This window comes from Aequorivita viscosa (assembly GCF_900106795.1).
Lineage (GTDB): Bacteria > Bacteroidota > Bacteroidia > Flavobacteriales > Flavobacteriaceae > Aequorivita > Aequorivita viscosa.
Genome location: NZ_FNNS01000001.1, coordinates 51,638 through 64,031 on the forward strand (window position 1 = coordinate 51,638; position 12,394 = coordinate 64,031).

General features: G+C 35.8%; 14 protein-coding genes. 5 read left to right on the top strand and 9 right to left on the bottom strand.

Going from position 1 to position 12,394, the window contains the following annotated elements:
• Window positions 1–84: 84 nt before the first annotated feature.
• From BLW28_RS00245 to BLW28_RS00255, 3 genes are all read right to left on the bottom strand, one after another.
• Window positions 85–1,104: a COX15/CtaA family protein gene (locus BLW28_RS00245; protein WP_073220287.1), complete on the bottom strand. Its 1,020-nt coding sequence runs from the start codon at window positions 1,102–1,104 to the stop codon at window positions 85–87.
• A gap of 60 nt (window positions 1,105–1,164) precedes the next feature.
• On the bottom strand, window positions 1,165–2,613 hold the full coding sequence (locus BLW28_RS00250; RefSeq protein WP_073220286.1) for a CCA tRNA nucleotidyltransferase: 1,449 nt from the start codon (window positions 2,611–2,613) through the stop codon (window positions 1,165–1,167).
• 354 nt (window positions 2,614–2,967) lie between these two features.
• Window positions 2,968–3,528 carry an L-threonylcarbamoyladenylate synthase gene (locus BLW28_RS00255; protein ID WP_073220284.1) on the bottom strand — a complete coding sequence of 187 codons (561 nt, stop codon included), beginning with the start codon at window positions 3,526–3,528 and terminating at the stop codon, window positions 2,968–2,970.
• Window positions 3,529–3,806: 278 nt separating this feature from the next.
• On the opposite strand from BLW28_RS00255, the gene BLW28_RS00260 reads away from it, so the two are divergent.
• Entirely contained in the window at window positions 3,807–4,910 is a 1,104-nt protein-coding gene (locus tag BLW28_RS00260; RefSeq protein WP_073220282.1) for a glycosyltransferase family 4 protein, read from the top strand.
• 14 nt (window positions 4,911–4,924) lie between these two features.
• Entirely contained in the window at window positions 4,925–5,710 is a 786-nt protein-coding gene (locus tag BLW28_RS00265) for a glycosyltransferase family 2 protein (protein WP_073220280.1), read from the top strand.
• Window positions 5,711–5,724: 14 nt separating this feature from the next.
• On the opposite strand, the gene BLW28_RS00270 is transcribed toward BLW28_RS00265, so the two are convergent.
• Window positions 5,725–6,486 carry a glycosyltransferase family 2 protein gene (locus BLW28_RS00270; RefSeq protein ID WP_073220279.1) on the bottom strand — a complete coding sequence of 254 codons (762 nt, stop codon included), beginning with the start codon at window positions 6,484–6,486 and terminating at the stop codon, window positions 5,725–5,727.
• A 57-nt stretch (window positions 6,487–6,543) separates the two neighbouring features.
• Between BLW28_RS00270 and BLW28_RS00275 the strand changes: the two genes are divergently transcribed.
• On the top strand, window positions 6,544–7,248 hold the full coding sequence (locus tag BLW28_RS00275; RefSeq protein WP_073220277.1) for a polysaccharide deacetylase family protein: 705 nt from the start codon (window positions 6,544–6,546) through the stop codon (window positions 7,246–7,248).
• Window positions 7,249–7,268: 20 nt separating this feature from the next.
• Here the strand turns inward: BLW28_RS00275 and BLW28_RS00280 are convergent, their stop codons facing one another.
• The 3 genes from BLW28_RS00280 to BLW28_RS00290 form a co-directional block, all read right to left on the bottom strand.
• Window positions 7,269–8,006, bottom strand: coding sequence for a glycosyltransferase family 2 protein (locus BLW28_RS00280; protein WP_073220275.1), 738 nt, complete (start codon window positions 8,004–8,006; stop codon window positions 7,269–7,271).
• Between the two features lie 116 nt (window positions 8,007–8,122).
• Window positions 8,123–8,380: a Txe/YoeB family addiction module toxin gene (locus tag BLW28_RS00285; protein WP_073220272.1), complete on the bottom strand. Its 258-nt coding sequence runs from the start codon at window positions 8,378–8,380 to the stop codon at window positions 8,123–8,125.
• 1 nt (window position 8,381) lies between these two features.
• Entirely contained in the window at window positions 8,382–8,636 is a 255-nt protein-coding gene (locus tag BLW28_RS00290; RefSeq protein WP_073220269.1) for a type II toxin-antitoxin system Phd/YefM family antitoxin, read from the bottom strand.
• Between the two features lie 359 nt (window positions 8,637–8,995).
• On the opposite strand from BLW28_RS00290, the gene BLW28_RS00295 reads away from it, so the two are divergent.
• Window positions 8,996–9,874, top strand: coding sequence for a glycosyltransferase family 2 protein (locus tag BLW28_RS00295; protein WP_073220266.1), 879 nt, complete (start codon window positions 8,996–8,998; stop codon window positions 9,872–9,874).
• 25 nt (window positions 9,875–9,899) lie between these two features.
• Here the strand turns inward: BLW28_RS00295 and BLW28_RS00300 are convergent, their stop codons facing one another.
• Window positions 9,900–10,487 (bottom strand): class I SAM-dependent methyltransferase, encoded by a 588-nt coding sequence (locus BLW28_RS00300; protein ID WP_073220263.1) that lies wholly within the window; start codon window positions 10,485–10,487, stop codon window positions 9,900–9,902.
• A 4-nt stretch (window positions 10,488–10,491) separates the two neighbouring features.
• The gene (locus BLW28_RS00305; RefSeq protein ID WP_073220402.1) at window positions 10,492–11,559 is read right to left on the bottom strand and encodes a glycosyltransferase family 9 protein; all 1,068 of its coding nucleotides are present in this window, start codon (window positions 11,557–11,559) and stop codon (window positions 10,492–10,494) included.
• Between the two features lie 48 nt (window positions 11,560–11,607).
• Here BLW28_RS00305 and BLW28_RS00310 point away from each other — a divergent pair, with 48 nt between their 5' ends.
• The gene (locus BLW28_RS00310; RefSeq protein WP_073220259.1) at window positions 11,608–12,363 is read left to right on the top strand and encodes a lipopolysaccharide kinase InaA family protein; all 756 of its coding nucleotides are present in this window, start codon (window positions 11,608–11,610) and stop codon (window positions 12,361–12,363) included.
• The last annotated feature ends 31 nt before the right edge of the window (window positions 12,364–12,394 follow it).

Sequence of the window (12,394 nt, forward strand, 5' to 3'; positions counted from 1 at the left end):
AAATGTCAAAAATTGCAGTATTTGACTGTGTATTGAGTGGTTAGGATAAAAATATCGGCCTCATTCAACCACTTATAATGTTTCTTATTTTGTAAATCTGTGAAGTACATAGGTCATATTTGCTAGTAAAAAGAAAGCTGTAACCTGATGCAACACTCCTAAAGTAACCGGTACTTGGTATAAAAGTGTAAAAACGCCTAACACAAACTGCACCAACACTAAAACCAGCAATAGTTTTATGCCATTTTTTTGTGGTTTTGTTAGTTCCAAATTACGCGTTTTGTACCAAAGATAAGCTATAAAGCCAACCACGATATACGCTAAATATCTATGAACAAACTGCACACCGCTTTTACCTTCAACAAAGTTTCTCCATACGGGAGTTTGCTCAATGTAAACGGTTTCGTGCATCCATTTTCCGTCTGCCATCATTGGCCAATTGTTGTGAATCCAGCCTGCGCCCAATCCTGCAACAAATGCTCCCCAAATTATTTGAATCAACAAAATTGCTAGTCCAATTCGAATTAGATTTCGGATGTGAGTGTTAATTTGCTTTTTTACCGGATACCACAGATCCATCGCCACCCAAAAGGTATATGCGAATGTTATGAAAGCGGCAGTAAGGTGCATTGCTAATCGGTAATGACTAACATCGGGCTGGTCTATCAACCCACTTTTCACCATAAACCAGCCTAAAAACCCTTGAAATCCACCAAGGAAAAATAGAATAAGCGATTTTTTAATGGTGGGTGTGGTGAGCTGTTTTCTAATTAGAAAATATAGGAAAGGAATGATGAATACAATTCCTAATAACCTTCCTAAAACACGGTGAATGTATTCCCAGAAATAGATTTGTTTAAAATCTTCAAGTTCAAAATGGTAATGTTTCTTTTGATACTCAGGGAATTGTTTATAATGTTCAAATTCAGCAACCCATTCCGCTTCGTTCAACGGCGGAATCGTTCCTGAGATAAGATTGTAACTGGAAATTGAAAGTCCAGAATGAGTAAGACGGGTAATACCTCCTACTACAACCATTACGAAAATCAAAAAGCATCCTGTAAGGAGCCAGTAGATTACTTTTTTGTTGTCTTTGTTTGCCACGGAATTATGGTTATGAGTTCAGGGTTATGAGTTATGAGTTTTTTACCACAAGTACACGAATTACTTTTTTTCCGTTCCCCCCTCAGGGGTTAACGGGACTAATCCAATAGCCTTTCCTTTTTTTAGCATAAATTCCCGAGCAGCTTCATATTCATTCGGGATCTCACCTTCCAAAATCGCTTCTTTTATGGCGTCTTTAATTATTCCAATTTCGCGAGATGGCTTTAGATTAAACGTTTCCATAATCTCCTCACCCGTTACAGGTGGCTGGAAATTCCGGATATGATCGCGTTCTTCAACTTCCACAAGTTTATTGCGAACTAGCTGAAAGTTCTTATGATATTTTTTAAACTTTTTCGGGTTTTTTGTAGTGATGTCTGCTTCGCAAAGCGTCATTAAATCTTCCACATAATCTCCCGCATCAAAAATTAATCTTCTTACCGCACTATCAGTAACTTCGGAAGCAAGCGCAATAGGGCGGGAGCTCATCAACACCATTTTCTGGACAAACTTCATCTTGTCGTTTAAAGGCATTTTTAAGCGTTTAAAAAGCTTATAAACCATTTTGGCGCCTACAAATTCGTGAGCGTGAAATGTCCATCCTAATTTTTCATCAAACTTTTTAGTCGGTGCTTTCCCAATGTCGTGTAATAATGCAGCCCAACGCAGCCACAAGTCATCTGTGGTTTTTGAAATATTGTCTACTACTTCAAGTGTATGCCAAAAATTGTCCTTATGTGTTTGTCCTTCCTTTTCATCAATTCCTTGTAAGGCAACCAATTCGGGTAAAATAAAGGGTAGTAAGCCAGTTTTATGCAAAAGGGAAAAACCTTTTGATGGCGTTTCAGAAAGTAGGATTTTGTTAATTTCGTCAACAACCCGTTCTTTTGAAATTATTTTAATTCTATTAGCATTTCTTGAAATAGCATCAAGCGATTGTTTTTCAATAACGAAATCTAATTGTGAAGCAAATCGGATAGCGCGTAACATCCGTAAAGGATCGTCACTATAGGTAATATCTGGATCTAGCGGAGTACGGATTATTTTGTTTCGTAAGTCTTCAATGCCGTTGAAAGGATCCAAAAGAGCTCCAAAATTTTCGTTTGAAAGACTTAAAGCCAGAGCATTTATTGTGAAATCGCGACGGTTTTGGTCGTCTTCTAATGTGCCATTTTCAACGGCGGGATTTCTACTTTCTTCAGAATATGATTCTTTTCTCGCCCCAACAAACTCTAGTTCAATCCCACCGGTTTTAAGCATTGCGGTGCCGTAGGTTTTAAAGACTGAAACCTTTGGTTTTCCAGGCAGCAGTTTTGAAACTTCTTGTGCAAGGTCAATTCCGCTTCCAATTGCTACAATATCTATGTCTTTTGCTTCGCCTCGTTTTAAGATAAAATCGCGAACGTAGCCACCGATAACATAACTTTCTAGATTAAGATGTTTTGAAGCTTCTGAAACCGTTCTGAATATTGGGTTTTCTAAAGCCGATATATAGGTTTGTTTTGTCATTTAATTTTTCTCGCAAAGACGCCAAGGCGCAAAGGTTTTTAAGATTAAAGGCCTAAGAGGTTTTGTAAACCTTGCAGGACAAGCCGTTGTATTTCGTGCTTCCCTTCAGTCTTGTTTCTAAATAATTTCGCTCATATTACGCAAATAAAACACATTCAAATTCGTGTATTCGTGGTAAAAGCAATTCCTTTTTCTGATAAAGACCTACAAGGTTTTGAAAACCTTGCAGGACAGGCTGTCGTGTTTCGTGCTTCCCTTCAGTCTTGTTTCTAAATTATTTCGCTCATATTACGCAAATAAAACACATTCAAATTCGTGAACCTGCCCGTCCGGCAGGCGGGTTCGTGGCAATTCTTACTTCCGAATCACCGTCACCGAACCATCGTTTTTTAACTTGATGATAGCCGAAGGTTTCCCCGATTTTTTATCGCGGTGCAAATTTACAACATAGTCTACGCCTTCCAAAATTAAAGGGTCTATTTCGGCAAAGCTTTGTGGGGTGTTTGATCCACTAATGTTTGCTGAGGTTGAAACAAGGGGTCTGCGCAACTTTCGTATTAACTTTTTACAGAAATCATCTTTTGCTACCCGAACGGCGAGTGAATTGTCTTCAGCAATTATATTTTCTGCCACTCTAATTGGGTCATCATAAATAATTGTCGTTGGTTTTGCAGCATATTTCAAAATATCATAAGCCACTTCAGGGACGTCTTCAATGTATTCGTTCAACATTTTGTAATCGTTGACCAAACAAATCATCGATTTCTTGTCGCTGCGTTTTTTAAGTTTGAATATTTTTTCCACAGCTTCCGAATTGGTGGCGTCACAACCAATACCCCAAACAGTGTCGGTTGGATAGAGGATGATACCGCCTTTTTTTAGGACAGCTAGGGCATTTTCGATTTCATTTTTCATTGGTATAAACTATTTTAGAAATAGGAATATGCCCAACTGTTGTGTTTACTGAAAATACTACAGTTTTTACGTTCGAGGGCATTTCGTATAAAAGTTGATTTCTAGGTTCATTAGAAAGGATTCAGCAATATTTTGTGTTGAATCTGGATAGGACGAGTTCTGAATTCACATTCTAAATTTTGAAAAAAATAAATTTCCTCATCGACGATGAATGCTTGCAGAAGTCTTTGCCGACAAAATTACTATATATTTGCGAGACCAATCATTATTTTATTTGAATGAAGGTTATACATCTTAACGGTTCTGGCAGTTGGGGCGGCAATGAACAGCAAATGGCGGATATAATACCCGAACTTGAGAAATTGGGCATAACCAATATAGTCATGGGAAGACCGAACGCGCCTTTGCAAGCATACTGTTTAGAAAACAACATTCCATTTATTGAAGCTAAGGACGGAAAATTAAGTCGGAAAAAAAACTTTCGTTTTTTGAAGGAAATAGTGAATTCAGAAAAGCCCAATATGCTTCATCTTCATTCGAGCGATTCGGTTACTTTGTTTACGATTTCAGACTTGCTTTATAACTTAAAAACTCCAACCGTTTTTTCTAAAAAAGGAATGGGGCGCAGTATGAGTACGCTGAGTATTTATAAATACAATTATAAAAACATCAATCGTATTATTTGTGTTTCTGAGGCTGTCAAAAAATCGATGGAGCAAGAGGTAATGAAAAAGAAGAACCGAGAAAAGCTTGTTGTTATTTACGACGGAATTAATGTTAGTAGACTAGTTCCTGTTCGCGAAGAAAACTTGAAAACACTTTTTAATATTCCTTCAGAAAAGCAATTAATAGGAAACATCGCAAACCACGCGCCAGCCAAAGATTTACCAACACTTTTAAGGATGATGCATCATTTGGTTTACAGTCTTAAAAAAACGAATGTGCATTTGGTTCAAATTGGTGAGTTTACCGGAATGACGGAGGAAATAAAAGTGCTTCAAAATGAATTGGGTTTAATGGATTACGTAACGTTTACTGATTTTCAAAACAACGCGACAGACTTTTTACCTCAGTTTGATGTATGCGTAATGAGTTCGGAACGAGAAGGATTGCCACTAACCATTTACGAAGCTTTTTACAAGCGAGTTCCTGTTGCTAGCACAAAATCGGGTGGAATTCCAGAAGTTATTGTAGATGGAGAAAACGGGTTTCTTGCTGAGGTGGGAGACTTTAAAATGCTTGCCGAAAAAACAATTCAGATTCTAGAAGACCAAACATTGCAAGAGCAGTTTCGAAAGAATTCATATAAATTATTTATGGATAAGTTTAATGCCAGTAAAACTGCCGAACACACTTTAAATCTTTATAAAAACTTACAATAAATATAAATTGCTTCATGAAAACGTCTTTGTTAATTTCAACATATAACTGGCCAGAGGCACTGGAATTGGTTTTAATGAGTGTTAATAATCAGACCGAAAGTCCTGACGAAATACTTATTGCCGATGATGGTTCTAAGGAAGAAACAAAACAGTGTATAGCGAGTTTTCAGAAGAAGTTGACAATTCCAATTCGTCATTTTTGGCATGAAGACAAAGGGTTTCGTAAGTCGATAATATTGAATACGGCAATCGCCGCTGCAGAGGGAGATTATTTGATTCAGGTAGATGGTGATTGTATTCTACATAAGGATTTTGTAAGAGACCATAAAGCTTTGGCACAATCCAATGTGTATCTCTTTGGAAGTCGTGTTAATATTCGGGAAGAGTTTCTTCCAAAATTATTCGCCGCTCAAAAAATAAAGTTTGGCTTTTTCAACAAAGGAATTAAGAAACGAACCCGTAACCTTCGTGTTCCTGCATTCAGTAATCTCTATCAAACTACGAATGAGTTTTCAGATAAAATGAGAGGTTGTAATGTATCGTTTTGGAGAAAAGATGTAATCGCCGTAAATGGTTATAACGAAGAATTTGAAGGCTGGGGAAGGGAAGATTCTGAATTGGTTATTCGAATGATGAATAATGGTGTTTTAGGAAGAAGACTTCGCTATCGTGGGATAGTATATCATATTTGGCACAAAGTAAAGGACCAAAGCCGTTTCGAAATTAATGATACGATACAAGAGAAAACTCTCATCGAAAAAAGCAAATGGTGCGAAAAGGGGATTGATAAATATCTGTAGATAAACATCCTGGACTATTCAATCTTTCTATACATCAACCAAAGATTTACATAGCGTTTAAACACTGAAAACGCACTTAAATAGGCAAGTATAAAGCCTTCTTTTCCATCGAGAATACCTAGCCTAAAGAAAAATTGATATCCAAAACGGTAGAATGGTCTAAAAAAGAAGTGATAAAGCGTTGGTTTCTTATCTTTTTCATAGAGCATAACAGCTTGCAATTCGCTATAATGATGCATTTTAGCTGTGTAATCGTCAAAAGATTTATAAGTGTGATGTGGTAAATGATTTTTTAGTTTCAGCGTTTTTCCATTAGCAATTAAAAGTTCGTGAACTAAATTATCATTGTATTTACAGTAGCTTTTGTTGAAAAAACGGATGATATAATCGTTTTGAATACCGCTATATTTTAATAGTTTGTCCATAAAGTAATAATCACGCTTAACGAAATACCCTATTGCTGTAGGGTTTTTGGCTGTATGAATAATCTCGTCAGCTAGTTTCTTGGTAACTTCTTCATCAGGATCAAAAAAAGTAACCCATTCGTTTTTTGCCTTCGAAATTGCGAAGTTTTTTTGTTCTGAGAAGTTATTGAAAGGGCGCTGATAAACAGTGACTCTATCATACTTTTCGGCTATTTCTACTGTGCCGTCTGTACTAAATGAGTCTACAATAATGATTTCATCTGCAAACCAAAGACTCTCAATGTATGCTCCGATATTATCGGCTTCATTGAGTGTTATAGCAAGTGCGGAGATTTTTATAGGGTTTTCCAAAAACGAATTGTAATTTGCGTAAAAGTAATAATTATAAGAATCATAAATGAAACAATAATGGCTCGACTTCCTATTTTGATGTATCATCACGTATCCCTTGAAGATTCTAAGGGTTTAACCATTTCTGGGAAACACCTTGAAAGTCAGTTTTCATACTTAGCTGCCAAAGGGTATAAAACCTTTCATTTTAATGAATTAGATCACTTTGGGAAGGTTAAATCCAAGAAAAATATAATTATAACTTTTGATGATGCGTATGTTAGTCAAATGCAAATTGCTGTTCCGTTATTGAAAAAGTATAAGCTAAAAGCTACTTTTTTTGTGCCTTTAGATTTTTTGGGAAAAACTGACCTGTGGAATACTTCAGAAATAGATGTTATGACGATTGAACAGTTACAATCTCTTGATGCTGATGTAGTGGAGTTGGGGTATCATTCCTTTTATCACAAGAAATATACTGAGCTTTCAAATGCTGAAATTGAGGCAGATACACGGAGATGCATTGAATTTGTTTCAGAAAATAAGCTGCAATTTTCACCTGTTCTAGCATATCCTTACGGGAAATATCCAAAGGAAAAATTAAGAAGCAAAATCTTTCAGGAAATACTATCACAGAACGGAATTCAATATGGACTGCGCATTGGTAACCGAATCAATTCATTTCCTTTTAAAAAGCCTTATGAAATTGAGAGAATTGATGTGAAAGGGGAGTGGTCTCTTTTAAAATTCCGACAGAAAATTAGATTTGGAAAATTCTTCTAGTTAAACAATGATTAGCGAAGTTACCGAATTCCTTTTTGAAGCAGTAATAACTTGACATATCGTTGAAAAACGCCGTAAGCATTTACCGCAGACACGGTTAGTCCGGGAATTCCGTCAAAAATAGCTCCCTTTAAAATGTATGAGCTAAAAAAGCGATATCCGGGTTTGAAAAATAGGTGGAGCCACGTTGTTTTTTTGTTTCTTTTATATAAGTTTTCTGCTTGAAACCATGCGTACGATTCTTTCTTCTTTATGTAATTGCTCAGACCTTTATATGTGTAGTGAAGCATTTTGTTTTTCAACTTGCCAACGCTGCCGCTACAATGTAATTTTTCGTGAACTGTTCCTGTAAAATGCGCCCCTTCTCGTTTTACTAAGCGCAAAACATCATCACTATGATTGTATAAAAACCGATTCATATAGAAATGAGGGAAATTTATTAAGTACCCAGCATGCAAAGGGTTTTTAATAGTTTCCAGTATTTCCTCTTCTAGGGAATGTGTCACCCGTTCGTCTGCATCTAAAAATAGGATCCAATCGCCTGTAGCCTCTTTAATTGCAAAATTTTTCTGATTCGAAAAGTTATCAAATGCTCGTTGTAGAAACTTAGTTGCATGTTTTTTTGCAATTTCAGGGGTTTTATCAGCGCTGAAGGAATCGACAACAATTATTTCATCGGCAAAAGAAACAGAAAACAGTGCATCTTCAAGATAAGCTTCTTCGTTGAATGTGGGGATTATTACTGTGAGTTTGGGCATATTTTGTGATAAAGAAACTAGTTATTGCGTAGTGTTGCATGTTAGTTGTCGACTTAGCACGCTACATTTCAGGTGTTTTTACTTAATAGATTGAGTCTTGTTACAAAAATACTTTTTTAGTCATAATGAAATCTGCATTTCGCAATCAATATTTCACCTTCATTATATCGGTAAATCAATCGATGTTCGCTATCAATTGGTCTTGACCAAAATCCAGCATATTTATGTTTTAAAGGCTCAGGTTTTCCAATTCCATCAAAAGGATTTCGCGCAATGTCTTTTAAAATTTCATTTATTTTTTTTAGCTTTTTTTTGTCCGTTTTCTGCCAATATAAATAATCTTCCCAAGACTCGTCAACGAAAATATACTTCATTTCAATCTTCTATTAGATCCTTGTTAAAAGTCTTGCCTTGCTTAAGTTTGTCAATTGCGGAATCTAATCTTAATTCATTATTTCGAGAAGACAATTCGTGATTTGTAGCCATTAAAGAATTGTATTCTTGTAAAGACATGACTACAATTCCAGAATCTTTCCCACGATTTATAATCAATGTCTCAAAGTTCTTAATTACTCTGTCCAAATAGGTTTTCATATCCTTTCTAAAATCAGAAACAGTTGTTATTTGCATAATATTGTATTTATTAAAGTACAAATATACGTACAAAACAAGCTTTTTACAACTAATCTGTCGTATTGCTACCAACTTATAGAATGTCGCATCTTTTAACCACTATATTGAACCATTGATTCAATTCAACTTCTAAATATTTTTCACTGGCTGCGCCATTTTATCTAGATTGTTGAATTCGCTTTTCTATTTTGTCAATAAAAATTATCTTTTCGACAACGTCATTTATCGAAAATTTCTCAGCAAACTCTTGTTGATATATTTTCAAGCAGTGTTGGTAATCATTTTATGAAATTTTATCTAAATTACAACTTTTATAAACCTAAGCCAACTTCATAAATAACTTTATATTTGCAGGAATGAAGCAATTAGACACCTCCATAATAATAAGCACTTACAATTCCACCGACTGGTTGAAAAAAGTGCTGTATGGCTATAATAATCAAACGTATAGGCAATTTGAAGTTGTAGTTGCAGACGATGGCTCCAATGATGAAACGCGCCAGCTGCTAAAACAAATGGAGACTGAGCTTTTTTATCCTATAGTCCACGTTTGGCATGAGGATAGAGGTTTTCAGAAATCCCAGATTCTCAATAAGGCGATTTTGAATTGCAATACCGAATATATAATTATGAGTGATGGCGATTGTATTCCGCGAAAAGACTTTGTGGAGCAGCACGTTAAATATAGAGAGGAAGGTTATTTCCTATCTGGAGGTTATTTTATGCTGCCAATGAATATTTCCGAAGCAATTTCAAAGGAAGATATTTATTCAGAAAAATGTTTTGATGTTTCTTGGTTAAAGCAACTCGACTTAAAACCTTCTTTTAAAAACAACAAACTTTTGTCGGGACCGTTGAAATCATTTCTTCTCAATTCGTTTACACCAACCAACGCCAGTTGGAACGGACACAACGCTTCTGGTTGGAAAAAAGATATTGTAGCTATTAACGGGTTTGACGAGCGTATGCAATATGGCGGACAAGATCGCGAACTAGGCGAACGGCTTGTAAACAGCGGAATTAAACCGAAACAGATTCGTTACAATGCCGTGGTTTTACATCTCGATCATCCAAGAGGATATAAAAATCAGAAGTCTATTGATAAAAATCAAGCAATTCGAAAACAAACGCGCGAAAAAAAATTGAAATGGACTCCTTTTGGAATTGTGAAAGAGGAAGTAGTGACTGAGGCTAACGAAGCTGCGATTGTCACAACCTATAACTATCGAGAATAGGGCTGAATCCTACTAATTTGAATGTTTATTTTCCAGTTTTTTTATATACGCCAACTTTCCAATAGCGCATTTTTTCATCTGTGGTAACTGTCGTGTAATCTAACTCTTTCAATCTATCATCTTCTTTAAAATACTCCCACGAACCAGGACCTTCGCGGAAAATGGAAATTATTAAAACTCCCTCGGGGGAGAGGCTTTCCAGCATTCTTGTGAGTACGTTTTGTTTTTCAGAATCGTGGATGTAATAAAAAGCTTCGTTAAAAACAATTGCATCAAATTTCTGTTCTGGCTGAAACTTCATTGCATCGGCAGCTATAAATTTGGTTTTTGGTAAATTCTTTTTAGCAGCTAGCTTGATCGATTCACTTGAAAAATCCAAACCCACAAAATAGGAATAGTCGTTTGGATTCATGCGTTCAGTCAGCACGCCTTCTCCACATCCAATGTCTAGAATACTTGGATTTTCAGGAGCAAATTGTTTTATCGATTCTATTATTTTTTGATAGCGGGCTACTTCTTTATCGCTTTTAAGATTATCCCATCTCCCGCTTCTATATTGGCGGTTCCATCGATGCATCCTACGCCAGTTATGAAATTTATCTAGTAGGTTCATTTGTTTAAAGTGTTTCTAGGTGATGTTCCAAGAATGGTTTTAATTTTGAAAGAATCATTTCTGGAGTCAATTCCTTGTAAAGTGCATTAGGGTCTGCTTCAATTTTTCTTCGTTCTTCAAGTGTAAAGCTATCAAAAAGTGCTGGTTTCTCTTCTAATAAATGAATGGAATCGTGTAAGTCTGAATCCTCAAAACTGCTCCAATGCTCTTTGTTGACGTATGGGGAATAAATTGTAAATGTCGGTTTATTCAAAGCCTTGGTAATATGGACACTCCCGCCTTCGTTGGAAACCAAAAGGTCGCATTTGTTCATTAGAGTTATAAAGCCTCGGATGGAGTCTTCGTATATATCAGGGTTAATTTGTTCTTTATTTTTGCACATTTGGTACAATTTCAATGCTTCTTCCTTTTGATAGGGCGCATAATTGAAAAGAATGGTTCCCTTATAATTTTCAGTAATGTAATCTATAATCTCCACCATATATTCGTGGGGCATAGATTTTTGTGGCGTGCTTCCAAAAACCCCCAACATTATTACTGGTTTTTGAAGCGAATCGATTCTGTTGTAATTATGTTCTTCTTTTGTCAGGAAGATTTTAGGCTCATAATCGGGATTATTTAAATCGAAAACAGAGCTTATCATATTAATACGATCTTCGATTGCTTTTCCGCAAGTTTTAGAGCGTTTCTCTAGTAAACTGATTGGGTGTGTGTAAAAATTAATTTTGAGCTCTTTATGCGCTCGCTTCAAGCCGATTCTGTATTTAGCGTTTGAAAATAAACAGATTGCTCTACTTTGGAACTTGGAATATGGATCAAAAATAATGTCGTATTTTTCCTTTCTTATTTTTGAAATGGTCTTTAAAAGGTTACCGATTTTTTTTAGTTCTTTTTCCTTAACTGAAATAACGCGGTCAATATTCGGATTGTTTTCTAAAACTCCGGTGGTGTAATCGTAAACAAAATAAGTCACTTCACTATCTGGGAAGATTTTCTTAATATTGTTTGCAATGATCGAACTGATCAAAACATCACCAATTCTTTTATTTTGTATAACGAGTATTTTCTCCATAAAGATTACCTTCGCAAAATAATCCTTTTGACGATATAAATACAAAAAATGCGCGATAATTTTGTTGTTCATCCACATTATTCACAATTAGAGAACGAGTTGCAAAAAACACTGCAAAATTTCTCTAAAAACGATGAGTATGTAACTCAAGGCCAACGAAATGTGATAAAGAAAGTCGCCATTGATGGTGTAACCTTCAATATCAAAAAGTTCAAGACTCCAAACGCTTTGCAGTCGGTAGTATATCGTTTTCTTAGAAAGAGCAAGGCAATGCGATCGTTTGAATATGCTAAAAGACTAATTGAGTCTGGAATAAACACTCCGTTTCCAGTAGCCTATTCGGAAAGTTTTTCAGCTGGGCTTACAGACAGTTACTATATAAGTCAGCATTTAGAGTACGATTTTGATTTCCGTGAACTTATCCATAATCCGAAGTTTGAAAATAGGGATGAAATTCTAAGACAGTTTACACGATTTACTTTTAAACTTCACGAAAACAATGTCAATTTTCTAGATCATTCTCCAGGAAATACGCTGATAGTAGTCAATAAAAACGACAATCCTCAATACGAATTTTATCTAATCGACCTTAATCGTATGCGTTTCGAGCCGATGGATTTTGATAAGCGTATGGACAACTTTAGACGATTGTGGCTTTCAAAAAAGATGATACAGATAATGTCAAAGGAGTATGCCGAACTTTATGGCAAGCCCTATGAAGAAGTTCACGCTTTAATGTCTAAATATAGCAGACAGTTTCAGAAGAAAATAAATAGTAAGAAGTTGCGGAGGCGGAGGAAATAGCAGTTGAAGATGAAGATGAAGTTTTGACAAT

Bases quoted from the DNA above. Each gene is read 5' to 3' on its own strand.
- BLW28_RS00300 (WP_073220263.1), bottom strand. From the start codon at position 10,487: ATGAACCTACTAGATAAATTTCATAACTGGCGTAGGATGCATCGATGG.
- BLW28_RS00285 (WP_073220272.1), bottom strand. From the start codon at position 8,380: ATGAAGTATATTTTCGTTGACGAGTCTTGGGAAGATTATTTATATTGG.
- BLW28_RS00255 (WP_073220284.1), bottom strand. From the start codon at position 3,528: ATGAAAAATGAAATCGAAAATGCCCTAGCTGTCCTAAAAAAAGGCGGT.
- BLW28_RS00310 (WP_073220259.1), top strand. From the start codon at position 11,608: ATGCGCGATAATTTTGTTGTTCATCCACATTATTCACAATTAGAGAAC.
- BLW28_RS00275 (WP_073220277.1), top strand. From the start codon at position 6,544: ATGGCTCGACTTCCTATTTTGATGTATCATCACGTATCCCTTGAAGAT.
- BLW28_RS00295 (WP_073220266.1), top strand. From the start codon at position 8,996: ATGAAGCAATTAGACACCTCCATAATAATAAGCACTTACAATTCCACC.
- BLW28_RS00305 (WP_073220402.1), bottom strand. From the start codon at position 11,559: ATGGAGAAAATACTCGTTATACAAAATAAAAGAATTGGTGATGTTTTG.
- BLW28_RS00260 (WP_073220282.1), top strand. From the start codon at position 3,807: ATGAAGGTTATACATCTTAACGGTTCTGGCAGTTGGGGCGGCAATGAA.
- BLW28_RS00280 (WP_073220275.1), bottom strand. From the start codon at position 8,006: ATGCCCAAACTCACAGTAATAATCCCCACATTCAACGAAGAAGCTTAT.
- BLW28_RS00250 (WP_073220286.1), bottom strand. From the start codon at position 2,613: ATGACAAAACAAACCTATATATCGGCTTTAGAAAACCCAATATTCAGA.
- BLW28_RS00290 (WP_073220269.1), bottom strand. From the start codon at position 8,636: ATGCAAATAACAACTGTTTCTGATTTTAGAAAGGATATGAAAACCTAT.
- BLW28_RS00265 (WP_073220280.1), top strand. From the start codon at position 4,925: ATGAAAACGTCTTTGTTAATTTCAACATATAACTGGCCAGAGGCACTG.